Here is a 25,665-nt window from a genome sequence, read left to right on the forward strand (position 1 = left end):
CGAGAACGTCGGCCTGGGCCGGGCCGAGGCCCGAACGACGCGTACGCACTCGGGGCCGCTTGAACAGGTTGTCGGCGGCCCGTGAGTGACTGCCAGACTGGTCGCATGGCTGAACTGGACGGAAGACCCGTGACCCTCGACGAGCTCCAGAGCCTCGCCCTCACGAACTACGGGCACTTCACGTCCATGCGTATGGAGAACGGCACCATTCGGGGCCTGTCGCTTCACCTGGACCGGTTGGTGCGGGACTGCCGGCTCGTCTTCGGCGTCGAGTTGGATCGCGAGAAGACGCTGAGCTACATCCGGCAGGCGGCCGCTGGTGTCTCAGGTGTCGCGGGTGTGCGGGTCACGGTCTTTGATCCCGCGATCGATATGGGCCGTCCCGGCGAGGCCCAGGATCCTCACGTTCTCGTGCACTTGCGGCCTGCAAGCGCCACGCCCCCGCCGCCGCTCACTGCCAAGTCCTTCACTTTCACTCGTGACAACGCGGCCGTGAAGCACATCGGGCTCTACTCGCAGCTGCGGGTCCGACGTGAAGCACAGCGCGCCGGCTTCGACGATGCGGTGTTCGTCGAGCCGGACGGTCGCGTCTCCGAGGGCAGCACGTGGAACCTCGGTTTCGTGGACCAGGACGGGACGGTCATATGGCCGGATGCTCCTGTCCTCCCCGGCACGACGATGCTTCTGCTGCAGAGCCTCGGCCTCACCGAGCAGGTCACGGCTCCGGTGCGGCTTGTCGATGTCCCGGGCATGGCCGCCGCATTCGCCACGAACACGACGATCGGTGTGCGTTCCGTGAGCGCGCTGGACGACGTGGAGTTCCCGCAGGACCACTCCGTCCTCGACGCACTGCGTGACGGCTACGCCAGGATTCCCGGCGACAAACTGTAGACGGAGCCCTGCGCCTGAGCCTCTTGAGGTAGCCCGCGAGGCTCGGAGTCGGCGATCGTGTGCCACCCGCACCGGGGACTTATGGCTCGCAGTCCCGGAGATGAGGGATTCGCCGGGACTGCGCCGGGAGAGTGAAGTATCCGCTCCGGAGCGCTCCTGGGGCGCTTTGTTGCCGATGGGTCAGGTGAGGGCAGTCAGTCCTCCGCGCCGGCCGGACGGGCCGGCGTGCTTCGGTGAGTGAGGGATCTTCCATGATGCGTGTAGTGAAGACTGCTGCGGTCGTGCTGGCGATGGGCGGCGCGATGCTGGCGGGTGCGGGTGTCGCTGCGGCCGACAGCGAGGCGCAGGGTGCCGCGGTGGGTTCCCCGGGCGTGCTGTCGGGCAACGTGGTGCAGGTCCCGGTCCACGTGCCGGTCAACGCGTGTGGCAACTCGGTCAACGTGATCGGCGCGCTCAACCCGGCCTTCGGCAACACCTGTGTCAACGGTGAGCAGTGGACCCCGGACGGCATGGAGCAGGGCGGACACGAGGGACAGCCTGGCGCCATGGACGACGGCTACGGAATGAGCGACGACGGCCCCTGGAGCATGTGACCCCCAGTCACCTGGCGGCCCGCGTCCTGCCGGATCGGGCGCGGGCCGCCGCCCAGGCACTATCGGCCGGAGCACCGTCCCGGCGCCGATCTGATCCGGGTGCGGGCCCGTACCGCAACGTGCCTCCGGATACGCGCCCTGCGGGACCCGCGCGCACCGCCCGTCCGCCGAGCGGAAACTGCACCAACATGTCGCCGATATCCGGAACTGCGCGCCTCGTCCTCGGTGTCGCGAGGGGCTCGATACGCGGCGTGACAAGAGTCGCACCTATGTGTGCGATCGGTGATGACTCCATGAGCGCGCATCCCTGTGAACTCGGGCTTTACTGATCAGTAGCCCTCACAATCCGTAGCTTTCGTGTCCCCTGGCGGGAGATCCACTGCGTGCTAGCGTCCCGGGTCGCCGGGGGGCCGACACAGCGACGTGAGAGGAATTCCGTGGGTCACATGCACCACATGGCGGGAGGCTGGGCCACTCCGGTCCTGTCGTACGCCATGGCCGTCGTCGGCGCCGCGCTGGGACTGCGCTGCACCGTCCGGGCGCTGGCAGCCGGTGGGCGGTCCAAGCGGAACTGGCTGATCAGTGCCTCCGTCGCGATCGGCGCCGGCATCTGGACCATGCACTTCATCGCGATGCTCGGCTACACCGTCGACGGCACCGCGATCCGGTACGACATCCCGCTGACCCTGCTCAGCCTGGTCGTCGCCATCGCCGTGGTCGGCGCGGGCGTCTTCACCGCCGGATACGGCAACTCCCGGGTGCGTTCCATCGTGCTCGGCGGCGCCGGCACCGGACTCGGCGTCGCCGCGATGCACTACATCGGCATGGCCGCCGTCCAGCTCAACGGCTCGATCTCGTACGACCCCGCGCTCGTCGCGATCTCCGTCGTCATCGCGATCGCCGCCGCCTCCGCCGCTCTGTGGGCCGCGCTGTCCGTGCAGGGGCCGGCTGTCGCGGCCGTCGCCTCGCTCGTGATGGGCCTCGCGGTGAGCAGCATGCACTACACAGGCATGGCCGCCGTCACGGTGGACGTGCACGCCGGCACCGCGCCCCTGCAGGGCGCGAGCGCCACCGCCTTCATCCTGCCGCTGGCCGTGTTGCTCGGCTCCTTCCTCTTCCTGACCTGCGCGTTCGTCGCGCTGTCCCCCACGGCGCGCGAACGCGCCGAGAGCGAGGCCGCGGCCCGCCCGCTGCACGAGGTCGAACTCCCGGTCGCCTGACCGCAGCCGGGCGCTCCCCGGCCCGCACCGTCACACTCCCCACCGCGGCACGCCCTTACGTCACGCACGTCGGGCTCCGCGCGTTCCCCAGGGCCCGACGCACTGCGCGCGCCCACACTCCTGCACCGCCAAGGAGCCGCTTCGTCATGCCCGCACGCCCACTGGTGCCCGATCGCTGGCGCCCCAAATCGATCCGCGCGAAGGTCGTCACCCTGCTGACCGTGCCGGTCCTCTCGCTCATGGCGCTGTGGGGACACGCGGCCGTCACCACCGCCTCCCAGGTCTCGGCCACCGAGCAACTGCGCCAGATCGACTCGACCCTGGTGGGGCCCGTCGCACGGTTCACCTCCGCGGTGCAGGACGAGCGGGCGGCGGCCCTGAAGTACCGGGCCGCGCCCGGCGGCACCGCCCGTCACGACTTCGACGCCGCGAAAGCCCGTACGGACAAGGCCGTCACGGCGTTGCGCGCGGGCGTCCGCTCCAGCAGCACCGACCTCGCGGCCCTCGACGCCGCGCTGCCCGGCCGACTGCGCTCCCTGCTCGCCGGCGCCGACTCGCTCGGTGAGCAGCGCGAGAGCAGCCGCAGCGCCTCCGCCGTGCTCTCCGGCTACGGCACGGCCGTCGACCGGGCCTTCGCCCTTCGCTCCAAGCTCGCGGGCGCCGACCAGCCCGATCGCGCCTCCGACACCCGTACCGTGCTCGAACTGGCCCGATCCCGCGAGGCGTTGAGCCGCCAGGACGCCGTGCTCGGCGCCGCGCAGGCGCGCGGGAACATGTCCGCGGCCCAGTACCGTACGTTCGTCGGCGATGTCGCCGAGCAGCGTGCCTTCGCCGACGCAGCGGTGTCCGACCTGCGGGCCGAGGACGCCGCCGCCTACCGCAAGGTGCTCCGCTCCCGCAGTGCGATCGACCTCGTCGGCGCCCAGGACGCCGTCCTTGCCGCCGGCCCCTCCTCCGCCGCCACCGTGGTGAGCGCAGGGCACTGGACTTCCGTCGCCGGCCCCACCTTGTCCGGGCTCGCCGCCGCGGAGCGGGGCGCGATCGACACGGGCGCCGACGCGCAGCCGTACTCCCTGTCCAACTTGGGCAGTTCCGGCCTTGCCGTACTCCTCGGCCTGCTCGGTGTGATCCTCTCGCTGCTGCTCTCCGTACGCATCGGGCGCGGCCTCGTCGATGACCTGACCCGCCTGCGCAATTCCGCGCTGGAACTCGCCGCCCACCGGCTCCCGGCCGCCATCCGCCGCATCCACGGGGGCGACGGCCTCGACCTGGAGCAGGAGGCCCCGCTGTCGCACGACCCGATCCGGGACGAGATCGGGCAGGTCGGCGCGGCGCTGACCACGGTGCAGCGGGCCGCGCTGCGCGCCGTCGCGGGCCGCGCCGCCGTGCTGACGGGGGTGTCCGGCGTGTACGTCAGCCTGGCCCGCCGCAGCCAGGTGCTGCTGCACCGGCAGCTGGAACTCCTCGACACCATGGAGCGCCGCACCGAGAACCCCACGGATCTGGAGGACCTCTTCCGCCTGGACCATCTGACGACGCGGATGCGCCGCCACGCCGAGTCCCTGCTGATCCTCTCCGGCTCCGCGCCCGGCCGCGCCTGGCGCAACCCGGTCCCGCTGATCGACGCGGTGCGCGCGGGCATCGCGGAGACCGAGGACATCGAGCGGGTCCAGCTGCACGACATCCCGGACCTCAGCCTGGCCGGCACGGCGGTCGCCGACCTCATCCATCTCGTCGCCGAACTCACCGAGAACGCCGCCTCGTACTCACCGCCGCACACCCCTGTGGTGGTGCGTGGTGAGGAGGTCGGGGCAGGCGCCGTCCTGGAGATCGAGGACCGCGGTCTCGGCATGGGCGACGAGGCGCTCGCCGCGGCCAACGAGAAGATCCAGGCCGCGGACATCGACCTGCTCGACTCGCGCCAGCTCGGCCTGTTCGTGGTCAACCGCCTCGCCGAGCGCCAGCACGTCGATGTGACCCTGCGCCGCTCGGTCTACGGCGGCATCACCGCGGTCGTCTTCCTCCCGCACCAGCTCCTGGAGGCCCCGCACCCGGGCCTGCGGCCCCTGCCGGAACCGGAGCCGGACCCGGAGCCGGAGCCGCTACGAGCGGTGGAGCCCGGCCTCGCACCAGTTGCCGAACCGACCGTCGCGCGCATCCCCTCCCAGCGGCACTACGGCCAGGAACCGGCGACCGCACCCGAGGCGAAGCCCGGCATGTCGCCCAGCGATTTGGCGCCCCGCCAACTCCCCGCCCGCGCCCGGCATGCCGCACCTCCACAGCCCTCCCCCACCGCGCGACCCACACCGGTACCGGACGCGGACGACGCCGAGGACGGACTGCCGCGCCGGGTGCGCCAGGCCAGCCTTGCCCCCGAACTGCGCAAGGACGAGGACACGAGCGCGGGCCCGAACCCCGCCCAGAGCCAGGCTGTCCGCTCCCCGGAAGCAGCCCGCGCCACGATGGCGTCCCTGCGCTCCGGCCGGCGCCGCGCCTCCGCGTCCCGCGAGGAACCGGCCGGCCCGGGCACCCTGGGCCACCTGCCCCACCACCACGCAGCGAACGACGAAGGGTTCCGAGACCGATGACGCCGACCTACTCCGTGACCACCGTGGGCGACCAGAACAGCGACCACGGCGCGAGCGGCATCGACTGGCTCCTCGACGACCTCGTCGACCGCGTCTCGGAGGTGCGGCACGCGGTCATGCTGTCCACCGACGGTCTGTGTGTCGGCGCGTCGCACGGGATGGGCCGCGACGAGTCCGAGCGGTTCGCCGCCATCGCCTCCGGCTTCCACTCCCTGGCCAAGGGGGCGGGCCGGCACTTCGACGCGGGCGGCGTCGTCCAGACGATGGTCGAACTGCAAGGTGGTTTCCTCTTCGTGGTCGCAGCCGGCGACGGCTCGTGCGTCGCCGTGTTCACCGACGGTCACGCCGACATCGGTCTGGTGGCGTACGAGATGGCCCTGTTGGTGGACCGGGTGCGCGAGCACCTCACCGTGCCCCTGCGCGCGGACGGCACACCGGCGCCGGATGGTGGAGCCTCATGACGGACCGACCTCCCAACCACCACGCGGGGGGCCCGGGCGGACGCTCCGACGAGGCCTGGACCGACCGCTACGACGAAGAGGCCGGCCCTCTGGTCAGGCTCTACGCCATGACAGCCGGCCGCGCCCGCACCCACAACGGCGCCGAACGCGTCGACCTCATGGCGATCGCCCGGCCCACCGCGGCCACCCCGCGCGCGGCCCGCTCCCGCCCGAGCAGCGCGCGCTGCTGGCCCTGTGCGCCCACGGCCCGCGCCCCGTAGCGGACCTCGCGTCGGACTCGGGCCTGCCACTCGGTGTCGTCCGCGTCCTGCTCGGCGACCTCACGGCGCAGGGCCTGATCCACATCACCCCGCCCGAATCCTCCGCCACCGGGAAAGAACGTCCCCCCGCCCATCTCCTGCGAGAAGTGATCAATGGCCTCCGCGCACTCTGACCGCGCCCCGCATGCGGCGCCCGCCGACTTCACCGCGCTCAAGCTTCTGATCGCCGGCGGCTTCGGCGTCGGGAAGACCACGCTGGTGGAGTCGGTCAGCGAGATCCGTCCCCTGCGCACCGAAGAACCTCTCACGGAGGCCTCGCGCCCGGTGGACAGCCTGGAGGGGGTGGCCACCAAGTCCACGACGACAGTCGCCATGGACTTCGGCCGCATCACCCTGCGCGAGAACCTCGCCCTCTACCTGTTCGGCACGCCCGGCCAGGACCGGTTCTGGTTCGTCTGGGACGAACTGGCCACGGGCTGCCTCGGCGCGGTTGTTCTCGCCGACACCCGCCGGCTCGCGGACTGCTTCCCCGCTGTGGACTACTTCGAGAGCCGCGGCATCCCGTTCATCGTGGCGGTGAACTGCTTCGACGGGATCCGCAGCCACAGCCCGGACGCGGTGGCCCGCGCGCTCGACCTGAACCCGGACACGCCCGTCCTGCTCTGCGACGTACGCGATCGGGAGTCCGGCAAGGAGGTCCTGATCTCCCTGGTCGAGCATGTCCTGAGCCGGGAGCTGGTCACCCGATGACGCCTGCCGCGGGCGGCCCGTGCGGCGCAAACCAGGAGTCCGACACCGAAAGGGCGACTGGTACCTCTGCTACCTCTGCTGCCTGATACCTAGGTCCCCTAGAGTCGCCGCATGCGGCGAAGGACAGGACTGGGGATTGCTGGAGCTGCTGCCTTGGTCTGGGGCGAGTGGCTGAACTGGCGCTGCTGCCCGGGTGATGTGCCCGTCATCGCGGCCAGCAAGGCGATCAGCCCCGCACTGACGGCCCGCGAGCGAACCGCTTCGGATGCGTCGTGCTCCGGCGACAACACGGGAGAGCGCAGTGCGACGGGGACCTCTACCTCGTCGCACTGCCGGGGCTGCGCGTCGAGAGGCAGAGCTCGTATGAGCGGGTGACGGAGAGCCCACCCGAAGTCAGGGTGGGAGGGATGAATCCCCGCCCAGTCCTCGGGCATCACGTGACACCGCCCTCCCGCCTGACGCCGGCTGACCGTCAGCTTAGAGCCGCCTCTCTCGCCGACCCGATCCATCAAGGTCGTAGACCTGCTTCATGTCGGCCAAGTCGACGCGGGGCGAGGCCACGAGCCGCGCCTCGTCCGGGCATCGCGGCGGCCACCGGCGGCGCACCTGGGAGCCCGACGCGCCGCAGGCAACTCCCCTCCTGGCAGCCGGATTTCCTTTCTGCTGACCTCATACGAGGGGGACTCCACGGCAGCCATGGACACGCTCTCAACACCCCACCGACCGCCGTTCCGGTGCCAGCACTTGAAGAATTGCCTTCCCCCGCACGCCGATCCGGTGGACGCCCCCAGTGAACTCCCCGCACCATGATCCTTGTGCCGCTTCCCCATCAGACCCAACAGCCCCCTCTGCCCGGCCACATGATCGTCTGCGGTGACGACGCGCTCGCCGAACGACTGGCCGCCGAACTGCGCGAGCTCTACCGCACCCAAGTCACCATCGTCGTCCCGACCGCGCGCACCGTTACCGAGCCCGAGGCCGGCGGCGCGGGCAGGATGCGGGCGGCAGCGCTGCTCAGCCGGCTGCAGGCCGCCATGAACCGGGCCGCCCCCATGGCCATGGACTCCCTCGCCGGACAGACGCCCCGGGTACTGGAAGCTCCGGTGCTGGACGAGGACACGCTCACGGAGGCCGGCGTCGTACGGGCGGATGCTCTGGCCCTGGTCCATGACGACGACGAGACGAACATCCGCGCCGCACTGGCCGCCCGCCGCCTCAACCCCCGTCTGCGCCTGGTGATCCGGCTCTACGACCGCCGGCTCGGGCAGCACCTGACCCAACTCCTGGACCAGGTTGCCGCGTTGGCGCAGCCCGGCCTCGACCCGGACGCCGTGGACACCTCGACGACCGTCCTGTCGGACGCGGACACCGCGGCCCCCGCACTGGCGGCCACCGCCGTGGCCGGGACCAGCAAGGTCGTCCAGGCCGACGGGCTGCTGCTGCGCGCCGTGGAACGCCACCCACCAGGTCGCGGCGGGGTCGCCGACCCCGGTATGTGCACGCTCGCGCTGTTGTCGTCCACCACCAACGATCCTGCGGGAACGGAGGGTTCGGACGCATCCGGTCAGGACGGACCGCTGCTGCTGCCCGACGACCGCACGGTCGCGGCCGCCACCGGTCGCGGCACGGTGGTCCTTGACGCCGTGACTCCCGCCGGTCGCGGTCTGCCGCCACGCCGTCTGACGGGACGCGGGCTGCCGATCGGGTCGCTGTTCTCGCGCCGCCTGCGCTGGTCGCTGGCAGGGCTGGTGGTCTGCGTCGTCGGTCTGGCCCTGGCCACCTGGGCCACGACAGAGCCCCGTCCGCTGCGCGCCGGGTATCTCACCCTGCTGGACCTGTTCGCCATCGACGATCCGGCGATCGGCGAGCCTGCCGCCCGGCAGATACTCCAACTTCTCACCGGGCTGGCCGGGTTGCTGCTCCTGCCGGTCCTGCTCGCCGCCGCCCTCGAAGCATTCGGTACCTTCCGCACTGCGTCCGCGCTGCGCCGCCCGCCCCGACGGCTGTCCGGACATGTGGTGCTGCTCGGTCTCGGCAAGGTGGGCACCCGCGTCCTCGCCCGACTGCACGAACTGGGCATCCCCGTGGTGTGCGTGGAGGAGAACCCGGACGCCCGCGGCATCCCGCTCGCCCGTCGCCTGCGCGTGCCGACCCTCCTCGGTGACGTACGCGACGAAGGAGTCCTGGAGGCCGCGAAGATCCACCGCGCACACGCCCTGCTGGCCCTCACCAGCCACGACACCACCAACCTCGAAGCCGCGCTGTACGCCCGCTCCGTCAAACCCGATCTGCGGGTCTCCCTGCGCCTGTACGACGACGCGTTCGCCACCGCCGTCTACCGGACCCTGCGCGCCGCCCACCCCCGAGCCCTGACCCGCAGCCGCAGCGTCACCACGCTCGCCGCCCCTGCCTTCGCCAGCGCGATGATGGGCCGTCAGGTCCTGGGGGCCATCCCCGTCGAACGGAGGGTGCTGCTGTTCGCTGCCCTCGATGTGGCCGGGCACCCTTTGCTGGAGGGGCGGACCGTCGCCGAGTCGTTCCGGTCCGGCGCCTGGCGGGTGCTGGCCATCGACTCCACCGCACCGGACGACCGGCGCCCCGACCTCGCGGCCTCCCCCGACGACGACACCTCGGCATCGCCGCCCGGCCTCGTCTGGCGCTTGCACCCCGGCTACGTACTACGCCCCACCGACCGCGTCGTCCTCGCCGCCACCCGCCAGGGCCTTGCCGAACTCCTCGGCCCGCGCACCGAGACGCGGCCCGGCCGAGCGGCACCGTGACCGGATCCGCGTACGCGGTCGGCGCGCACGGCGATCAGGGCGTGCCGAACTCCACCCGGATCACGAGGGCGGGGCATCGTCGCCGGCCGCGGGATCCCCTTGGGGAGCACCCGAGGCGCTCGCCGAGTTGATCACAGACAGTGCATTCGGCGATGCCGCGTCGTCAGACACGGTTCATTCGCCCACGGCGTCCTCGGGCTCCCATCGCAGCAGGTCGCCCGGCTGGCATTCGAGTACTTCGCAGAGCGCGGCGAGCGTCGCGAAGCGCACCGCCTTGGCACGGCCGTTCTTGAGTACCGCCAGGTTGGCGGGGGTGATCCCGATACGGTCTGCGAGCTCGCCCACAGACATCTTCCGCCTCGCCAGCATCACGTCGATGTCGACGGCGATCGGCATCAGATCACCTCGTTCAACTCGGCCTGCATCTGCGTCGCTTCGGCGTCGCGCGCCACGGCTTGGGCGAGCAGCATCCGCAGCACGAGCACGATGAGCGCGACTCCCAGGATGGCCACGCCGATCCCGCCCATGATGAGGGTGACGCCCGGGTCGTCCCGTTGGCCGGGGGCATTGATGCCCGTGACCGCGAACCAGAGGAGAGCCGCCGCCACGATCGCGCCGATCACGGTGTCGACGTACCGGAAGGCAGCGTGGGAGAACACGGTTCCGCGCCGCACCATCATGACCAGCCGCCACACGCAGACCAGGGCGACCTGCGCCGCCACCATGCCCAGGATCATGATCACGCGCAGCGGGGTGAGCGGGAGCGACCCGTCTTCCGGATCGGAGGCCAACGCCCACACCATCGACGTCTGCACGAACACGGTTCCGGCGAGCACCACCACGATCACGGCGCGCAGCGCCCCCACTGTCAGCTGTCCCACAGCCCACCCTCCCATCGATTCACGATGGGAATCTATCGAATCTCGATAGATGTATCAAGAGTCGAGGTGAAGGCGGGTCGTCGGGAACAGCTGGTCCGCCCGGCACTGTTGCATCGACCGAGGGGCCGGCGCTCTACGGACGGGATACACACGGACCACAAGGTCGCCCGCCTGACAGACTCCGGACCCTGGGATCGCGGTACGCCCATCGCGCACCCGCACCGATACGCACTTTCTGCAGAAGGACGTTTCATGACTGACCGACCCTTGACGCTCATGGCCGTGCACGCCCACCCCGACGACGAGGCCACCGGAACCGGAGGGGTCCTCGCGCGGTATGCGGCGGAGGGAATCCGCACGGTTCTGGTGACGTGTACCGACGGCGGTTGCGGCGACGGGCCGGGGGGCGTCAAGCCGGGCGACCCCGGGCACGACCCGGCGGCCGTCGCCACGATGCGCCGTCAGGAACTCGAGGCGAGCTGTGAAGCGCTGAAGATCAGCGATCTGGAGACGCTGGACTACGCCGACTCCGGAATGATGGGCTGGCCGAGCAACGACGCCCCCGGATCCTTCTGGCAGACACCCGTGGAGGAAGGCGCCGCGCGACTCGCGGAACTCATGCGCCACTACCGACCCGATGTGGTCGTCACGTACGACGAGAACGGTTTCTACGGCCACCCCGACCACATCCAGGCCCACCGCATCACGATGGCAGCGCTGGAGATGACCGGGCTGACACCGAAGGTGTACTGGACGACGATGCCCCGCTCGGGGATGCAGCGGTTCGGTGAGATCATGCGCGAGTTCCATCCGGACATGCCGGAGCCCGATCCTGCCGAGGCCGCCGCGATGGCCGAGATCGGCCTGCCCGATGACGAGATCACCACGTGGGTGGACACCACCGCGTTCAGCGATCAGAAGTTCGACGCGCTGGCCGCGCACGCGAGCCAGGGCGAGAACATCTTCTTCCTCAAGATGGGCAAGGAGAGGTTCGGCGAGTTCATGGGCATGGAGACCTTCCTCCGCGTCCAGGACACCACCGGCGCGCCCGTACCCGAGAACGATCTCTTCGACGGGCTGCGCTGATCCGCAAGCGCTGTCGAGCGTGCTCGCACCTGGAGGCGGGGCACACGCCTGTGTCGTCACATGAGCGAGCTGATGGCCGTGACTGCGGAGTCGAGCGTCGAGGACACGGCGGACGCTGCCGACGTGCCCGCCAGATAGAAGCCGAATGCGGCGCCCACCACGATGTGGGAGAGCTTGCCCTCGCCTTTTCGCAGCAGGAAGATCACTGCCACGATCAGGACGAGGAACACCGGCAGATGCAGGGCGTTCATGGGTCTCACCTCGCGTCCCGGCTTGTCGCGGGTGCGCCCCGCGGTCGCCGGTGGCAGCCTCACGCCAGCCGCTGCCACAACGGCCAGGCTATGACCGCACGATCACTCCCGCTACTCGAGCGAACACGGACGGTGAAAGCGGGGCTTCCGACGCGGGGCAGGCTCTGAGGGCCTGCCCCGCGGGCCGGTCAGCGAGATCGGTCGGAAGAACAGGGGCTGGTGCGTTCCGCGGCCACACGCCCCGGAGCCTCGCTCTTCAACGCCGCTCTGGCCTGCCTTTCTCTCAACTCAGGGGAGTCGATCGCCGTGGGGGCGGCACCTTCGGCAACACCTCCCACAAGGGCCGCGACCCCGCAGCCCAGGCCGCCAGCACCTGCCGATCCACCAGAGCAATGGACAACTGCTGCGCAAGTGGCGGGCACTTCGACGAGAACCTTCCATTGGTCACCAGCACCACCACGTCCGCATGGTGAAGCGGCCGGGCCGTCCCGTTCAGCCGCTGCAGGTCCGGGGTTCCCACCGCTGAACCTTCCGCACCAGCCTTGCGATGCTTGCACTGAATGACCCATCTGCGCCCCAGCGGGTCGGTGGCGAGCACGTCGGCGCCGTTGTCGCCGGCGCCGCCGACCTGCTTCGCGTCGGTGCAGCCGTCGCGAAGCATCAGGTCCCGCACCGCGTACTCGAACTCACGGTGGTGAAGCCGGTCCAGCTGGGACAGCGCGTAACGCAGCCCTTGGCGCCGGGCGTCCGCCCACGCGGCCCGCTGCTGCCGCTGCTGGAAGAACCCCGCGCCTGCCAGTCCCGCCAGCGCAGCGAGCACGAGCAGGACCCACCAGTGAGCCAGCAGCCAGCCGACCACCGCGCCGATCAGCCAGAGCGCGGCCACTGCTCCTAGTAAGACGGTCAGCAGTTGCGCCTGCAGGCGCTGCTGACGCTTGGTCGGCCGACGACGCCGCGCAGGCGCCCGCCCCATTACTGTTCACCGCCGCGCGAGAAACGGATCGGGTACGAGACCGTCGGCGTGGGTCTCCTCGGTTTCTCCCACCCCGGGAAGTGCACCGGATAGGCCGCCGTGGACGTCGGTCCGGGCGTACGCCCCGAGGGACCCGGCTTCGATCCGGGCGAATCGGTGGTGGTGCTCATGGAACTTCCCGCGGCCACGACCACCACGGCTACGCCGACGAAGAGGGCCACCTCACGGCGGGCTCCGGCGGCCCACCTGGAGTGCGCCCTGACTTCCGTACCGTCTCTTCGCCAGTACCTGTCGATCCAGACCACGGCTCCCCCTCCGAGACTGCTTGCCCGACGAACTACCCATGCTGGCATCACCCACTGACAAGTGGTCAGGGATTCTGCGTCGCAGTGATCGCCAAGCCAGAACCGTGGCAGCCCGGATTCACGGGGAGGCTCCGCCGCGCTCCGAGGCCTTCTCGAGGAACACTTCACAGCGCCCTGCGGCCAGGGGCGCTCTACGAGAGCATCATCGACGGAGAGCCAGCGGGCTGCCGCCCTCATCCCGTTTCTACATCAGGACATACTCCCTGAGCAGCCCCACGTGAATCGTCGCACCGTCAGCCGCAGGCGTCTTTCTACGGTCCGACTGCTTCTTGCCGGCCTTCCACGACGTCGTGGGCCGCCTCCAAGATGGTGCGCTGCCCGGTGGTTGCACGGAGGCGCAGGCGGGCGAAGGCGACTTCGAGACTGATGTTGTGCCGTGCGGCCAGGATCCCCTTGGCCTGTTCGACCACCACGCGCGTGGACAGGCTCTGCTGCAGGTCGCTTGCGTGAGAGCGGCTTTCCTCTACCTCACGCTGCAACTTCCACATGCCGGCTGCCGCCTCGGCAAGAGAACGGACCAGCTCCAGGGCCGGTTCATCCAATGGGCTGCCCGGCGCGCCCAGCAGCACCACGGCGCCGACCAAACCGTCATCGCCGCTGAGGGGCAGCACCGTGACTCGCCCGAAGCCCAGGCTCGCGGCTCGCGGCGCCCACCGCGGCCAGCGCTCCCAGGCCGAGTGCGTGGTCACGTCCACGTCGAGCAGTGCGCAGCCCGAGCTCTGCACGTCGTGGCCCGGGCCCTCGCCCCAGCCGGCAGCGTCCGCCGCCAGAGACCGGACCGCGCTGTCGGTGCCGTCCGTCCACACCACTGTCGTGCCGAGCGGCGTGTAGCGGACGAGCGCGGCGCGGGCCCCGTAAAGCCACCGGCTGCTCTCCACGAACACGGCCAGCGCACCCTGCACATCCAGCGGATCTGCCGCGGCCTGTTCCAGCACCCGCGTGAAAACCTCTGCAATATCCGTCTGTCGGGGCGTCATCTCCTGAGACTAGGGCCAGCGACACCGCCTGCGCAGGGGATGTGGCACGAACAAGCCACCCTGCGAAATCCGTCCGGAGGCTCCCTGCCGGGCTCGGGGAACAGTGCCGTGGCCCTGGGTCCACAGCGTCGCGGTGGAACCTATTCCGAAGGTCCAGGGTCGTTTTCCTGCCCGGGGACGAGAGAGGGACGGTCGGGCGCTTCGAGGATGGAAGGGCCAGTCCCCCCTTCCCCGGAGCCCCGCATGCCCGCGACCTTTGTACATCCTGCCGCCGTCGTCCCGCTGTTCAGAGGCAGACTCGTGCCGTCCGCTCTGGTCATCGGCTCGATGATGCCGGACGTCTACCAACTGCCGTTCCCGAACCTCGGCATGCACGACTGGGTTCCGGGTCTCCTCTTCTGTCCGCTGCAGACGGCGCTGATGCTGGTGGTCTTCCACGCGCTGTTCAAGCGCCCGCTGGTGGACCTGGCCGGACCTCGGCTGCGGGGCAGGCTTGCCGGGCCGGCCACCGGGTTCCGGCTTCGCGGGCCCGCCGCGTTCGGCTGGCTGTGGCTGTCGGCCGTCCAGGGAACGGCCACCCATCTGCTGTTCGATGACATCACTCACGGCCGGTACGTCGACTGGGGCCTCACCCCGGTCATCGGCACCTACAGCGGAACCCAGCTCGTCCAGGAAGGGCTCTCTCTTCTGGGGCTGGTCGCACTGGTCCTGGCGTACAGGTCCTGGTACCGGACAGCTCCCCACGTCGTGGACCCCGGCGCCTTGTTGCCCGCGATGCCGCGCGCGGCCCGAACCGCAGCCCGGGCGGTGCTGTTGGGCTACGCGCTGGCGGGTGTCGCCGCGGAGGTGATCCACCCGCGGATCGACATCTACCGCACGTTCCAGCCGGAGCAGATGCCGACAGGTTTCGACTACTTGTGGACCGTGGCGGTCGACGCGTCGCTGCGCGGCCTGGACTGGGGCATTGACGGACTCGTTGCGTATGCGGCGCTCTGGCAGGCCTGGCGGCTGTGCCGGCGGCTGCGGCGGACCGGACAGCGGGTGGCCACCTGTGGCTAGGCGATTCCTGATCGACCTCGGTGTCGCTGTGGCCGTCGGCCTCGGCCTTCAGTGGTGCGTGTCGGCAGGCGATGCCCACGGCGGCCGGTGGGGCTATCTGGTCAGTGAGCCCGTGTGGCCGTGGTACCTGCTCGTCGCGGTGCTGGGTGCGAGTGCCGGATCCTGGTTGTCCGCGGTGCTTTGCTCGACTCTGTCCGTACTGATCATGCTGTACGGCTACTACCGTGCTCGAGATCAACTGGCGGCCCTGTTCGACCCGGGCGGCTGGGGCGAGAGCACGCCCTTCTACTGGCTGGTCGCGGCATTGACCGTCGTGCCGCTGGTGGCTGTGCTGGCGTATCAGGCTCGGTGCGTCGTGCTCAAGGGGTTCCGGTCAGTCCTGCTTCGTAGGCGATGATCGCCGCTCGCACCCGATTGGCCGCGTCGAGCTTCGTGAGGATGCGGCCGACGTGCGCCTTCACGGTTCCGGTCTCCACACCCAGCCGGCCGGCGATCTCCGCGTTGGACATGCCGTTGCCGAGCAGGGCCAGCACCGCACGCTCCCGGTCGGTGAGCGAGGAGATCAGTTCCCTGGCGCGAGCGGCGGCCCCGGTGTTGTCCCGCGCGGCCGACTCCCGCAGCGTACGCAGCACGTGGCCGGTCACCCCGGGCGAGAGCACCGCCTCACCGCCGGCGGCCGAGCGGACCGCCCCGATCAGCTCCTCGGGGCGGCTGCTCTTGAGCAGGAAGCCGTCCGCGCCCGCGGTCAGCGCCTCGGCGACGTACTCCTCGTTGCCGAAGGTGGTGAGCATCAGCACTGCTGCCATGGGCCGGGCTTGTTTGAGGCGTTGCACGGCGGCCAGTCCGCCCGAACCGGGCATCCGTACATCGAGCAGGACGACATCGACCGGGACACGAGTGGCTTCGGCCACGGCCTCGTCACCGTCCCCCGCTTCGGCGACGACCTCGATGTCGTCGGCATGGCGCAGCACCAGCCGGATACCTGCACGCACCAGCACCTCGTCGTCCACAAGCAGGACTCTGATCATGAGGCACTCCGGGAACGGTGGCGTCGGGTCATCGGGCAGGAACTGCGAATCGGGAGATTTCGACCAGCCGATCGTCGCGGAAACAGTAACGCACCAGGTGGAGCTCGTCGTCGTCCGGTTCCTGGCTCACGTACGGGTAGACACAGGCGGCGGCAGCGGGCGGTGGTGGCTCATGTCCGGTCGCAGCCGCACGGGCCAGGGGCTCGTTCTCGCCCGCCCGCTGCTCGACTGTCTCTCTGGACATGCCGAGCCTGATCGGACCGGGCTCGGTCAAGGGCACCGGCTCCGGGGCGTACCGGTCCACCAGCCGCAGTCCGAGCAGCAGAAGCCCGCCGACGACCATCAGCCCTGCTGCCCCGGCCGTCAGACGCAGCGCGCGGGCGGGGCGGACGGGAGTGGGGGCGGGGTTCTCGTCTGCCGTCGGCAGTTGCGCAGGAGGTCTCCGGGGGAGGTAGGCCTCCACGGTGAAGCCCGCGCCTGTCGCGTGCGCGTCCAGCGTTCCGCCCAGCAGCGCGACACGCTCTCTGAGCCCGGCCAGGCCCAGGCCTGTACTGGCGGAGTCGGCGGGCAGCGGCGAGGGACCGTTGTGCACGCGGACCCGTACGTCGTCCTGCGCAGAGACGACGGTGATCTGCAGCGCCGCACCGGAGGCATGGCGATGCGCGTTGCTGAGGGCTTCCCTGACGACGCGGTGCACCGCGAGCCGGAGTCGTGGCACGGCTCCGGCCAGATCGTCGCCGGTCCACTCCAGCGTGACGGGGGTGCCCGTGGCGCGGGAGGCGGCTGCGAGCGCAGCGAGGTCGGCGTGTGTGCCAGTGGCCTCGGTGGGACGGGTGTCGTCGTCGGGCCCGAGCACCCCCAGTGCCTCCTGGAGTTCGGTCACTGCGAGGCCGGCGGCGGTGTGGATCTGGGCCGCTTCCGCCTGCAGGAACGGCTCCCGTTCGGCCAGGGCGAGTTCCAGGCCTCCGGAGTAGAGCGAGATGAGGCTGAGCCGATGACCTACAAGGTCGTGCATCTCGGCAGCGATACGGGAGCGTTCGGCCAGCCGCGCTCTGCCGTCCGCCGCCAGGGCGCTGTCGCGCAGCAGGCGCACCGCCCGTTCCTGCTGGCCGACCACGATGCCGACCAGCGCCGGCCCGATCACGGCCAGCACGGCCACGACCATCCCCAAGGGCACGATCTGTCCGGCAGAGGGAGCCCGGTACGGCGCGGTCGCCATCGGCAGCAGCGACGCGGCGGCGAACACCACGACCGGCCATCGCAGTGCGCCGGTCCGCCGACCTGCTTCGAAGGCAGCGGCCGCCGTCAGCAGCGCCACTGCAGGCACCGCTCCCGCCGCCGCCGAAAGCCCCAGCAGCACCACCACGGGAAACCGATGCCGCAGCACCACCAGGACAACAGCGACCGCCCCGAGCACCAGCTCGCCCACGCCACGGGGTCCCCAGCCCAAAGACCACTCCAGGACGGCCGCCGTGGCTCCGAGCACCAGGAACGCCGCCGCTGCCTCCACAACAGGACGCCACCAGGCCGGGTACGGGACGTGGAACGACGAAGAGCGCAGCACCCTCACATGATCACATCCAGTCCCTCTCGGCGGTCCGCACGCCGCGGGTCCTGTCCCGCCTTCGGCCATCACGTTCCGGTCCGCGCCGACGGCCTGTTGCGCCGGCCGTCGCATCATCGGGCGGTGAGACCGCCGTACTTGGTGTGCGCCGCCCGGTCAGGCCTGCGTGCGCTGAGCACTCTGGCGCCGGCGGGCATTGGCCGCCCAGGTGATTGCGGCAGTGAGAGCGCACGCCAGGACAGCGATCAGCAGACAGGCGACAAGCACGCGGGGGTAGCCGTGGGCCTCGGCATTGAGGAAGGGGTAGGGATACCAGTGCGCCAGGGGTCCACGTACGAGCGTGTAGGCGGCGTAGAGCAGGGGAAATGCCAGCCAGGTCACCGTACGACTCAGGCGGAGCGGGCGCGTGGGCGGGAACAGGAGCCAGTCGGCGAGCATGACCAAAGGCATGAGCTGGTGCAGGACCGTGTTGGTCCAGGGGAGCATCGCGGTCTCCACGTCGGCCAGAGCGATGGCGAAGACGAGACCGGTGATCACCATGTAAAGCGTCACCGCTCCGCGCAGCAGGTCCGGAGTCGGCGGGAGGCCCAGAGCGGCGGCCAGGGCGCCGTAGGCCAGCACGAGAGTGGTGGCGCAGTTGCTCAGCACCGTGAAATAGCTGAAGAAGTCGTCGATGCCCACGCCGACAGACGGGGCGTGGGCGGCACTGGCTGCGAGCGCCGCCGCCGTCAGCACCGCAAGAGCGACCCGTGTCACGGGCACCAGGAACCGCATGTCATCCTCCACCGGGATTGTCGCCCCACGTCACGGCTAGAGCGTCGTTTCTCTGATCGGTTGGCCAGTCGGTCGGATGTGCCTGTCCGGTCAGTGATCACTGATGCAAGCTCGGCTCGTCCCAGACCGCTCACCAGCGACTGATCAGGTGGGCCCTGCAAGGCACCAGGGAGCGGAACTTCACTGCGGTCCCGGCATTGGCGAGACAGGGGCCCGCCCTGGCGGCGCAGGCTCGGCCGGCGGCGTGATCACAGGAAGTGTGACATGCCGTGACGAGCGGCAGATCGACGTAACCCAGGGCCAGGACGCCTCACTCCCCCGGTGGGGCGACGACAGCGGACCTTGTCCTGAGCCGATGGCAGCCAGGATCATGCACACACGAACTGGTGGACGGGAGGCTGCACTTCGACAGCGACTTTGACGACGTCTGCGGACCCTCGTCCTCTGCGGCTCACCGCACTCACGGGCGGCGAGCCGCTATCAGGACGAACTGCCGACCAGCCCGCTACGAGGTCTCTCGTTCAGGCGGTCAGTGGTGCTGCGTTCCGGACTGTTCGGCGGCGGCGTCCACGGTCTGCGCGAGCAGGACGGCGATGGTCATCGGCCCGACGCCGCCGGGCACCGGAGTGATCAGACGGGCGCGGGTACGGGCGGTGTCGAAGTCCACGTCGCCGACGTTGCCCGGGTTGTATCCGGCGTCGATCACCACCGCGCCGGGCTTGATGTCCTGACCCCGGATCAGCCGGGGCCGTCCCACGGCCGCCACCACGACGTCAGCTTCCCGGACGATCCCCGGCAGGTCCGCCGTGCGGGAGTGGCAGTAGGTCACTGTCGCGTCCTTGGCGAGCAGGAGCATCCCTGCAGGCTTGCCGAGAATCGCACTGCGGCCCACCACGACGGCGTGCTTGCCGGCGAGGTCGACGTCGTACGCCTCCAGCAACCGCATAATTCCGCCCGGAGTGCAGGACACAAAACCCGGCCGCGCGAAGCTCATCGCGGCGAACGAATGGAGCGTGACCCCGTCGACATCCTTCTCCGGGGCGATGGCCTCGAACGCCGCTCGCTCGTCGATGTGCGGGCCGCAAGGATGCTGGAGCAGAATGCCGTGCACGTCCGGATCGCCGGACAGACCAGCGAGGGTGTCGATCAGTTCGGCGGTCGTGGTGGTGGCGGGCAGAGCGATGTGCCGGGACTGGATGCCCGCCTTCGCGCACCGTGCGCGCTTCATGCGGACGTACGTGGCCGACGCGGGGTCTTCTCCCACCAGCACCGTCGCCAGGCAGGGGCGGGTCCCCCCACGCCGTGAAACCTCTGCCGCCTTGGCAGCAGCCTCTTCGATGATGCGTTTGGCGAGGCCGGTGCCGTCCATGAGCCGGGCCGTCCGAGTCGCGGGCATCGTTGCCTCCAGGCGTTGCTGACCACTCGCCCAGGCGCACGGCAACGACGTCTCGTCAGGCCGCTCCCCGGTGGTGCTCCACCTCAGCGCCAGTCACGGCCCACACCGCACTGTAGTAGGCGCAGCATGCTCACGCCGGTCAGAACGCCTCAGCATCGAAAGCCGGTGCGCCACTGCCCGCGCGATCTCCCCGGGATGTGTTCCCTCCCGTTCATCCATGCCGTACGGGCCCGGTGGAGTCCCGCACGACGAGGCGCGGCACGAGGGACTCCTGGCGGCGCGGGGCGTCCGGATCGGACAGACGCGCGCGCAGGACGTTCACCGCCAGCCGCCCAATCTCGGCCTTGGCCGGGGACACGGCAGTGAGTGGCACCTCCGACAGATCGGCCACTTCGTCGTCGTATCCGATCACCGACAGGTCCCCGGGGACGTCGAGTCCACGTCGCCCGGCGACACTGACGAGCAGCGCGGCCTCCCGGTCAGCGAAACAGAGTGCCGCCGTGGCCCGGTGTGCGATCAGGCGGTCGAGGAAGCGCTCGGCGTCCTTGGGCGTCCACCGGGTCAGCGACTCGGAGACGGTCGGGTCGGGACCGAGCCCCGCGTTCTGCAGACCGGCCCGCAGCCCTGATCTGACCTGCGCGGCGGTGTGCGCGCTGGCGCGCTCCAGGTAGCCGATCCGGGTGTGCCCGAGCTCCACCAGGTGACGGATCGCGGAGTGCGCGCCGGCGGCATGGTTCGAGGCGACGAACTCGTCGAGCGTGGCCGGGATCTCGAGGCCGCGCTCGACGAGGACCACCGGCAGTCCGAGGCCGTCGAGGCCGTCGGTCCACAGCCCTGAGGCCGTCTCGCCGAGTCCCGGCACCAGGAGCAGCCCTGCCGCGCCGGCGTTCGCGAGGTTCTCGATCGCCTGCCGTTCCGTAGCGGGGTCCCAGTCGGTGCTGCGCAGCATCATCTGTGCGCCGTGCCGGGCGAGTTCACGCTCGATGCCCCCGATGATCCGAGGGTAGTAGTACGTCATGGAGGGCACCGCGACCCCGACGAGCGGCCCCGCCTCGGCCTTGTCCGCCGTTGCGATGTATGTGCCCGAACCCTGCTTGCGGTACACGAGCCCGTCCTGGACCAGCAGGTCGACCGCCCTGCGTACGGTGTTCAGGCTCACGCCCTGCTCGCGGGCCAGCGCCTGCTCGGTCGGCAATCTGCCCGCGGGCCAGCGCAGTTCGGCGATGCCCTTGCGGAGCTCTTCGGCGAGGCTCCGGGCCTTCTGGCCCCGGACGGCCGTGCCCGCGGAGGCTTGTGGTGCGCTCACGTGTTCCTGCCCTCGGTTCTCAACGCGACGAATCCGACCTTACTGGCGGGACGGCCCGGCCGGTTCAGCCTGTCGATCTAATTCGTTCTAATGAATTAGTTGACCATGCGAATGACTTCCTCCACACTCCTCGGCAAGCAACCCTGCGACCGAGGCGCGAGGAGAGTGCACAGTGACGAACAACGCGAGTCGTCTCCTGGTCGTCGCGACCGTCCTGAGCGCATGCACACTGCTCACGACCGCGGCCGGTACGGCGGGGGCGGGCGCCACGGCCCGTTCGACCGCAGTCGACCCCGCATCCCCGGCCGGTGTTCGGCCGCTCGGTGCCGAGAGAGCTTCGGCGTCCGAGCTGGTCTTCAGCGACGAGTTCACCGACTCCGCTCTGGACAGCACGAAGTGGACCGCCCTGGACCAGGAGCGCGACCCGCACGACGGCATCCGCTGGTGGTACAAGCCGGCCAACGTCCGCCCCGACGCAGCCGGGCAGGGTGCCCTCGCCATCGACGTCCGGAACATCGGCGCCGGCCAGTACGCCGGCGGCCGGATCGAGACGAAGAGCAAGTACGCCTGGCACGGCGGCGCGATCGAGTTCAAGGTCCATGTGCCTCCCACCAACGGCCACTTGGCCGCGGTCTGGCTGCAGCACCCCACCCACGGCAGCACGCCGGGCACGGCCGCCGACGGCGCGGAGATCGACATCGCGGAGACCGCGTACCAGTCCGACACGTACTCCACGAACATCCACTACGACGGCTACGGCGCCGACCACAAGGCGTCCCCCGGAGTGCTCGACGCGGCGGCCCTGCACAGCACGTACTGGCACACCTTCGGCCTCAGCTGGACGGGCGACTACCTCAAGTTCCTCTACGACGGCCAGGTCGTGCGCACGGTCACCGATCCGCAGCAGATCCCCCTCGTCGACGAGTTCATCGTCATCTCGCACGAGATCAGCGCCTTCCCCGAGGGGAACATCGCCGACGAGACCTTCGACTCCGGCTCCACCATGTACGTCGACTACGTCCGCGTATGGAAGTGAGCCGGGACGTCGCCCCTCCCCCACCCCCTGTTCAACGGCCCCCGCACGGCCGCTGCCCCTGCACACCAGCACCTATCAGGAGAAGTGTTGTCCATCAGACGTAAGAGAGCCGGCGTCGCGGCCATCGTCGCGACCGCCGCCATGGCGCTGACCGTGGGGATGACCTCCTCGCCCTCGGCGGCCGAGAAGCCCGCCCCGCTCCACAAGCCCACCACCGCACCGGAGCGCTGGGTCACCCTCATCACCGGCGACCGGGTGGCCGTCGACGGCAAGGGCACGCCCGTCGGCATGGAAAGAGCGGACGGCCGCGAGCGGATACCAGTGGAGGTGGAGCAGTACCAGGGCCACACGCACGTCGTACCCGCCGACGCCGCCCGGCTGATCTCCGACGGGACACTGGACCGCCGCCTGTTCGACGTCACCGAACTGGCCGGCGCCGCCTACCGCAAGACCCACCCCGAGGGTCTCGGCCTCATCGTCTCCTACCGGGGCGCGAAGCCTGCCGCCAAGACCGCGTTGCACGCCACCGACGACGCCGACGTCACCCGCAGCTACCGCAAGCTGAACGCCGAGGCCGTCACGGCACCGGCAAAGGGAGCGGCCGACGTCTGGCAGGCGCTCACCGACGGCGCGAAGTCCGGCGCCCGATCGACCGCTCCGGGCGTCAGAAAGGTGTGGCTCGACGGCCGGGCGAAGGTCTCGCTGGACGTGAGCGTCCCCCAGATCGGGGCTCCCGACGCCTGGAAGGCGGGCTACGACGGCAAGGGCGTCAAGGTCGCCGTCCTGGACACCGGCATCGACCGGACCCACCCGGACCTCTCCCAACAGGTCCTGCAGGCCCAGAACTTCACCACGGACGCCAGTGCCGTCGACGGTCACGGACACGGCACGCACGTCGCCTCCACCATCGCCGGTACCGGAGCGCAGTCCGGCGGCAAGTACAAGGGCGTCGCCCCCGGCGCCCAGCTCCTGGTGGGCAAGGTCCTCGCCGACGACGGCAGCGGCGCCGACTCCTGGATCCTCGCCGGTATGGAGTGGGCCGCCGAGCAGGACGCCGACATCGTCTCCATGAGCCTGGGAGCCACTGACAACGTTGGCACCGATCCGCTGGAAGAGGCGGTCGACACCCTCTCCGCGAACGGCGGGCCCCTCTTCGTCGTCGCCGCCGGCAACGCCGGCCCCAGCGCCACCGGCACGATCGGCACACCCGGCAGCGCCGACGCGGCACTCACCGTCGGCGCCGTCGACAAGAACAACGCCATGGCGCCCTTCTCCAGCAGCGGCCCGCGCCTGGGCGACGGCGCCATCAAACCGGACGTCACCGCCCCCGGCGTGAACATCGTCGCCGCACGCGCGGCAGGCACGACCATGGGAACCCCCGGCCCCGACGGCTACACCGCCGCCAGCGGTACGTCCATGGCGACCCCGCACGTCTCGGGAGCCGCCGCACTGCTCAAGCAGGAGCACCCCGACTGGACCGGGCAGCAGCTCAAGGCCCTGCTCGCCTCGGCGACCACACCGGGCAACTTCCCCGGATACCAGCAGGGTTCGGGCCGTATCGACCTGACCAAGGCGATCGCCACCCAGGTCGTCGCCGAGTCCGGCAGCGTCAACTTCGGGGCCCAGGAATGGCCGCACGACGACGACCAGCCGGTCGACAAGTCGGTCACCTACCGCAACCTCGGCACGGAGCCGGTCACCCTGGATCTCGCCGTCCACGGCAGCGCACCGGACGGATCCTCAGCCCCTGAGGGCATGTTCACCCTCGGCACCTCGCAGCTGACCGTCCCGGCGGGCGGCACCGCCGAGGCGAAGGTGACGGCCGACACCCGGCCCGGCGGCGACGCCAACGGCGTCTACGACGCCCGCATCACCGCGACCGGCGGCGGCCAGGTCCTCACCACCGCTGCGGTCGTGGAGCGGTCCACGGAGTCCTACGAGGTGACGTACAAGTACATCGGCCGGGACGGGAACCCCGCCCAGCAGTACGAGTCCCGGATCCTCGGCCTCGACGGGAAGGGCCTCGGCTCGCAGACCGACATCACCCAGGCCTCGGACTCCACCACGGTCCGGCTGCCCAAGGGCCGCTACTTCGCGAGCAACAGCCTGCCCGTGGTCCAGGACGGACAGATCACCGCCATCGACTGGCTGTACCAGCCGTCGCTGAACGTGGACAGGGACCAGACGGTCGTCATCGACGCCCGCACCGCAAAGCCTGTCGACATCACCGTCCCCGACACCGCGGCCAAGCCCCAACTGACGCGCTCGAGCATCGAGTTGCAGTGGATCCTGCCGCTCAACCGCTACATCCTGACGAACTCCTTCGACCAGGTCCGCATCGGCAACGTCGGCGACCCCGGCAAGGCCGACGAGATCCGCCAGGAGTTCTACGGCACCTTCCAGAAGCCCGACGGCACCGAGTACAACGTCGCCTACGGAACCGTCGGCGACCGGGTCCAGGACGGCTTCACCCGGCACCCGGGCAAGAGTGCCTTCGCCGCGGCCGACGTCCGGGTCGGTTCCCCCGCTCCCGGCAAGAAGGGCGCCTTCGCGGTACGCCCCTACACCGGCACCGGCGTGGGCCTGTCCATCACCCCGATCCTGGCGGTCCCCCGCGACTTCCGGATGTACCTGTCCGCGGACGACGGCCAGCAGTGGAACATCGGCTTCCAGCAGCGGGACTCCTCCGGCCTGGTCGTGGAGGCCCGGCAGGACGACATCACCCGCACCTACAAGGCGGGCCAGAAGTATCAACTTGACTACAACATAGGGGTGTTCGGCCCGAAGATCGACGGCACGTCGACCGGCGCCGTCCGCTCCGGCAACACCCTCACCGCGGCAGTGCCGCTGTTCTCCGACAGCGCTGGACACAGCGGGGCGTCCCTGACCGACTCCGCACGGACCAGCCTGTACCGCGACGGCGAACTGGTCTCGAGCAAGGACACCTTGGGTGGCTCCTTCACGGTTCCCGCCGACAAGGCCGCCTACCGGCTGACCGCCACCGCCTCGCGCAGCGGCGTCTCCGACGCGTCCACGAAGGTGAGCGCGGAGTGGACTTTCTCCTCGCAGAACACCGCGCAGCAGACCTTCCTGCCGCTGTCCTCCGTGCGCTTCGCCCCGAAGCTGGCGCTCGACTCCACTACCCCTGCCCACCGCTTGCTGAGCGTGCCGGTGTCCGTCACCGGCGCGGCGGCCGACGGCAACCTCGCCTCGCTGAAGGTCTACGCCTCGTACGACAAGGGTGAGCACTGGATCAGGACAGCGATGCTGTCCTCCCACGCGCTCATCCTGAGCCCGGCCTCCGGCAAGAGTGTCTCCCTGAAGGCGGTGGCCAGCGACAAGCAGGGCAACACAGTGACCCAGGAAATCATCGACGCCTACCGCGCGAAGTAGCACGACGTCGTATCCGGACGGTCCGGGGCGCAC

24 protein-coding genes and 1 riboswitch are annotated in these 25,665 nt (G+C 70.3%); of the genes, 14 read left to right on the forward strand and 10 right to left on the reverse strand.

Features of this window, described 5'->3' with window-relative positions:
* Positions 1-105 precede the first annotated feature (105 nt).
* The 9 genes from ACQUQD_RS00685 (at position 106) to ACQUQD_RS00725 (ending at position 9,543) form a co-directional block, all read left to right on the forward strand.
* Positions 106-891, forward strand: coding sequence for an aminotransferase class IV family protein (locus ACQUQD_RS00685; protein WP_428949909.1), 786 nt, complete (start codon positions 106-108; stop codon positions 889-891).
* Between the two features lie 251 nt (positions 892-1,142).
* A complete protein-coding gene (locus tag ACQUQD_RS00690; RefSeq protein ID WP_428949910.1) occupies positions 1,143-1,484 on the forward strand; it encodes a chaplin in 342 nt (113 codons plus the stop codon).
* Positions 1,485-1,921: 437 nt separating this feature from the next.
* Positions 1,922-2,704, forward strand: coding sequence for an MHYT domain-containing protein (locus tag ACQUQD_RS00695; RefSeq protein ID WP_428949911.1), 783 nt, complete (start codon positions 1,922-1,924; stop codon positions 2,702-2,704).
* Between the two features lie 146 nt (positions 2,705-2,850).
* On the forward strand, positions 2,851-5,292 hold the full coding sequence (locus ACQUQD_RS00700; RefSeq protein WP_428949912.1) for a nitrate- and nitrite sensing domain-containing protein: 2,442 nt from the start codon (positions 2,851-2,853) through the stop codon (positions 5,290-5,292).
* A complete protein-coding gene (locus ACQUQD_RS00705) occupies positions 5,289-5,753 on the forward strand; it encodes a roadblock/LC7 domain-containing protein (protein WP_428949913.1) in 465 nt (154 codons plus the stop codon). Before ACQUQD_RS00700 ends, ACQUQD_RS00705 begins: the two co-directional genes overlap by 4 nt.
* The gene (locus ACQUQD_RS00710) at positions 5,750-6,013 is read left to right on the forward strand and encodes a hypothetical protein (protein ID WP_428957784.1); all 264 of its coding nucleotides are present in this window, start codon (positions 5,750-5,752) and stop codon (positions 6,011-6,013) included. Before ACQUQD_RS00705 ends, ACQUQD_RS00710 begins: the two co-directional genes overlap by 4 nt.
* Positions 5,986-6,186 (forward strand): DUF742 domain-containing protein, encoded by a 201-nt coding sequence (locus tag ACQUQD_RS00715; protein WP_428957410.1) that lies wholly within the window; start codon positions 5,986-5,988, stop codon positions 6,184-6,186. Before ACQUQD_RS00710 ends, ACQUQD_RS00715 begins: the two co-directional genes overlap by 28 nt.
* Positions 6,167-6,763: a GTP-binding protein gene (locus tag ACQUQD_RS00720; RefSeq protein WP_428949914.1), complete on the forward strand. Its 597-nt coding sequence runs from the start codon at positions 6,167-6,169 to the stop codon at positions 6,761-6,763. Before ACQUQD_RS00715 ends, ACQUQD_RS00720 begins: the two co-directional genes overlap by 20 nt.
* An 860-nt stretch (positions 6,764-7,623) precedes the next feature.
* Positions 7,624-9,543 carry an NAD-binding protein gene (locus ACQUQD_RS00725; RefSeq protein ID WP_428957411.1) on the forward strand — a complete coding sequence of 640 codons (1,920 nt, stop codon included), beginning with the start codon at positions 7,624-7,626 and terminating at the stop codon, positions 9,541-9,543.
* Between the two features lie 174 nt (positions 9,544-9,717).
* Here ACQUQD_RS00725 and ACQUQD_RS00730 read toward each other — a convergent pair whose 3' ends face one another.
* On the reverse strand, positions 9,718-9,939 hold the full coding sequence (locus tag ACQUQD_RS00730; protein WP_428949915.1) for a helix-turn-helix domain-containing protein: 222 nt from the start codon (positions 9,937-9,939) through the stop codon (positions 9,718-9,720).
* A complete protein-coding gene (locus ACQUQD_RS00735; RefSeq protein WP_428949916.1) occupies positions 9,939-10,424 on the reverse strand; it encodes a DUF2975 domain-containing protein in 486 nt (161 codons plus the stop codon). The genes ACQUQD_RS00730 and ACQUQD_RS00735 overlap by 1 nt, the downstream gene beginning before the upstream one ends.
* A 252-nt stretch (positions 10,425-10,676) precedes the next feature.
* Here ACQUQD_RS00735 and ACQUQD_RS00740 point away from each other — a divergent pair, with 252 nt between their 5' ends.
* Positions 10,677-11,510 carry a PIG-L family deacetylase gene (locus ACQUQD_RS00740; protein WP_428949917.1) on the forward strand — a complete coding sequence of 278 codons (834 nt, stop codon included), beginning with the start codon at positions 10,677-10,679 and terminating at the stop codon, positions 11,508-11,510.
* Between the two features lie 56 nt (positions 11,511-11,566).
* On the opposite strand, the gene ACQUQD_RS00745 is transcribed toward ACQUQD_RS00740, so the two are convergent.
* From ACQUQD_RS00745 to ACQUQD_RS00755, 3 genes are all read right to left on the reverse strand, one after another.
* Positions 11,567-11,761, reverse strand: a complete 195-nt coding sequence (locus ACQUQD_RS00745) for a hypothetical protein (RefSeq protein ID WP_428949918.1) — start codon at positions 11,759-11,761, stop codon at positions 11,567-11,569.
* Positions 11,762-12,044: 283 nt separating this feature from the next.
* A complete protein-coding gene (locus ACQUQD_RS00750; protein ID WP_428949919.1) occupies positions 12,045-12,734 on the reverse strand; it encodes a restriction endonuclease in 690 nt (229 codons plus the stop codon).
* A gap of 616 nt (positions 12,735-13,350) precedes the next feature.
* Positions 13,351-14,076 carry an ANTAR domain-containing protein gene (locus ACQUQD_RS00755; protein WP_428949920.1) on the reverse strand — a complete coding sequence of 242 codons (726 nt, stop codon included), beginning with the start codon at positions 14,074-14,076 and terminating at the stop codon, positions 13,351-13,353.
* 243 nt (positions 14,077-14,319) lie between these two features.
* Between ACQUQD_RS00755 and ACQUQD_RS00760 the strand changes: the two genes are divergently transcribed.
* Together ACQUQD_RS00760 and ACQUQD_RS00765 are read left to right on the forward strand one after the other, a co-directional pair.
* Positions 14,320-15,135: a DUF4184 family protein gene (locus ACQUQD_RS00760; protein ID WP_428949921.1), complete on the forward strand. Its 816-nt coding sequence runs from the start codon at positions 14,320-14,322 to the stop codon at positions 15,133-15,135.
* Between the two features lie 28 nt (positions 15,136-15,163).
* Positions 15,164-15,532: a hypothetical protein gene (locus ACQUQD_RS00765; RefSeq protein WP_428949922.1), complete on the forward strand. Its 369-nt coding sequence runs from the start codon at positions 15,164-15,166 to the stop codon at positions 15,530-15,532.
* Here ACQUQD_RS00765 and ACQUQD_RS00770 read toward each other — a convergent pair.
* The 5 genes from ACQUQD_RS00770 to ACQUQD_RS00790 form a co-directional block, all read right to left on the reverse strand.
* Complete coding sequence (locus ACQUQD_RS00770) at positions 15,495-16,163, reverse strand: response regulator (protein ID WP_428949923.1); 669 nt, start codon at positions 16,161-16,163, stop codon at positions 15,495-15,497. The genes ACQUQD_RS00765 and ACQUQD_RS00770 overlap by 38 nt on opposite strands.
* Before the next feature lie 28 nt (positions 16,164-16,191).
* The gene (locus ACQUQD_RS00775) at positions 16,192-17,592 is read right to left on the reverse strand and encodes a sensor histidine kinase (protein WP_428949924.1); all 1,401 of its coding nucleotides are present in this window, start codon (positions 17,590-17,592) and stop codon (positions 16,192-16,194) included.
* 291 nt (positions 17,593-17,883) lie between these two features.
* Positions 17,884-18,501 carry a Pr6Pr family membrane protein gene (locus tag ACQUQD_RS00780; RefSeq protein ID WP_428949925.1) on the reverse strand — a complete coding sequence of 206 codons (618 nt, stop codon included), beginning with the start codon at positions 18,499-18,501 and terminating at the stop codon, positions 17,884-17,886.
* A gap of 529 nt (positions 18,502-19,030) precedes the next feature.
* On the reverse strand, positions 19,031-19,897 hold the full coding sequence (locus ACQUQD_RS00785; protein WP_428949926.1) for a bifunctional 5,10-methylenetetrahydrofolate dehydrogenase/5,10-methenyltetrahydrofolate cyclohydrolase: 867 nt from the start codon (positions 19,895-19,897) through the stop codon (positions 19,031-19,033).
* Positions 19,898-19,918: 21 nt separating this feature from the next.
* A riboswitch (ZMP/ZTP riboswitch) is annotated at positions 19,919-20,004 on the reverse strand.
* Between the two features lie 104 nt (positions 20,005-20,108).
* The gene (locus ACQUQD_RS00790; RefSeq protein WP_428949927.1) at positions 20,109-21,203 is read right to left on the reverse strand and encodes a substrate-binding domain-containing protein; all 1,095 of its coding nucleotides are present in this window, start codon (positions 21,201-21,203) and stop codon (positions 20,109-20,111) included.
* 172 nt (positions 21,204-21,375) lie between these two features.
* Between ACQUQD_RS00790 and ACQUQD_RS00795 the strand changes: the two genes are divergently transcribed.
* Positions 21,376-22,239 carry a glycoside hydrolase family 16 protein gene (locus tag ACQUQD_RS00795; RefSeq protein WP_428949928.1) on the forward strand — a complete coding sequence of 288 codons (864 nt, stop codon included), beginning with the start codon at positions 21,376-21,378 and terminating at the stop codon, positions 22,237-22,239.
* A gap of 87 nt (positions 22,240-22,326) precedes the next feature.
* Entirely contained in the window at positions 22,327-25,632 is a 3,306-nt protein-coding gene (locus ACQUQD_RS00800) for a S8 family peptidase (protein ID WP_428949929.1), read from the forward strand.
* The last annotated feature ends 33 nt before the right edge of the window (positions 25,633-25,665 follow it).

Origin of the sequence: Streptomyces sp. cg35 (assembly GCF_050410835.1) — a bacterium.
Lineage (GTDB): Bacteria > Actinomycetota > Actinomycetes > Streptomycetales > Streptomycetaceae > Streptomyces.

What these genes read in the sequence shown, in the direction of transcription:
- ACQUQD_RS00685 (WP_428949909.1), top strand. Translation starts at nt 106, where the DNA reads ATGGCTGAACTGGACGGAAGACCCGTGACCCTCGACGAGCTCCAGAGC.
- ACQUQD_RS00690 (WP_428949910.1), top strand. Translation starts at nt 1,143, where the DNA reads ATGATGCGTGTAGTGAAGACTGCTGCGGTCGTGCTGGCGATGGGCGGC.
- ACQUQD_RS00700 (WP_428949912.1), top strand. Translation starts at nt 2,851, where the DNA reads ATGCCCGCACGCCCACTGGTGCCCGATCGCTGGCGCCCCAAATCGATC.
- ACQUQD_RS00705 (WP_428949913.1), top strand. Translation starts at nt 5,289, where the DNA reads ATGACGCCGACCTACTCCGTGACCACCGTGGGCGACCAGAACAGCGAC.
- ACQUQD_RS00710 (WP_428957784.1), top strand. Translation starts at nt 5,750, where the DNA reads ATGACGGACCGACCTCCCAACCACCACGCGGGGGGCCCGGGCGGACGC.
- ACQUQD_RS00720 (WP_428949914.1), top strand. Translation starts at nt 6,167, where the DNA reads ATGGCCTCCGCGCACTCTGACCGCGCCCCGCATGCGGCGCCCGCCGAC.
- ACQUQD_RS00725 (WP_428957411.1), top strand. Translation starts at nt 7,624, where the DNA reads ATGATCGTCTGCGGTGACGACGCGCTCGCCGAACGACTGGCCGCCGAA.
- ACQUQD_RS00730 (WP_428949915.1), bottom strand. Translation starts at nt 9,939, where the DNA reads ATGCCGATCGCCGTCGACATCGACGTGATGCTGGCGAGGCGGAAGATG.
- ACQUQD_RS00740 (WP_428949917.1), top strand. Translation starts at nt 10,677, where the DNA reads ATGACTGACCGACCCTTGACGCTCATGGCCGTGCACGCCCACCCCGAC.
- ACQUQD_RS00745 (WP_428949918.1), bottom strand. Translation starts at nt 11,761, where the DNA reads ATGAACGCCCTGCATCTGCCGGTGTTCCTCGTCCTGATCGTGGCAGTG.
- ACQUQD_RS00750 (WP_428949919.1), bottom strand. Translation starts at nt 12,734, where the DNA reads ATGGGGCGGGCGCCTGCGCGGCGTCGTCGGCCGACCAAGCGTCAGCAG.
- ACQUQD_RS00755 (WP_428949920.1), bottom strand. Translation starts at nt 14,076, where the DNA reads ATGACGCCCCGACAGACGGATATTGCAGAGGTTTTCACGCGGGTGCTG.
- ACQUQD_RS00760 (WP_428949921.1), top strand. Translation starts at nt 14,320, where the DNA reads ATGCCCGCGACCTTTGTACATCCTGCCGCCGTCGTCCCGCTGTTCAGA.
- ACQUQD_RS00770 (WP_428949923.1), bottom strand. Translation starts at nt 16,163, where the DNA reads ATGATCAGAGTCCTGCTTGTGGACGACGAGGTGCTGGTGCGTGCAGGT.
- ACQUQD_RS00780 (WP_428949925.1), bottom strand. Translation starts at nt 18,501, where the DNA reads ATGCGGTTCCTGGTGCCCGTGACACGGGTCGCTCTTGCGGTGCTGACG.
- ACQUQD_RS00785 (WP_428949926.1), bottom strand. Translation starts at nt 19,897, where the DNA reads ATGCCCGCGACTCGGACGGCCCGGCTCATGGACGGCACCGGCCTCGCC.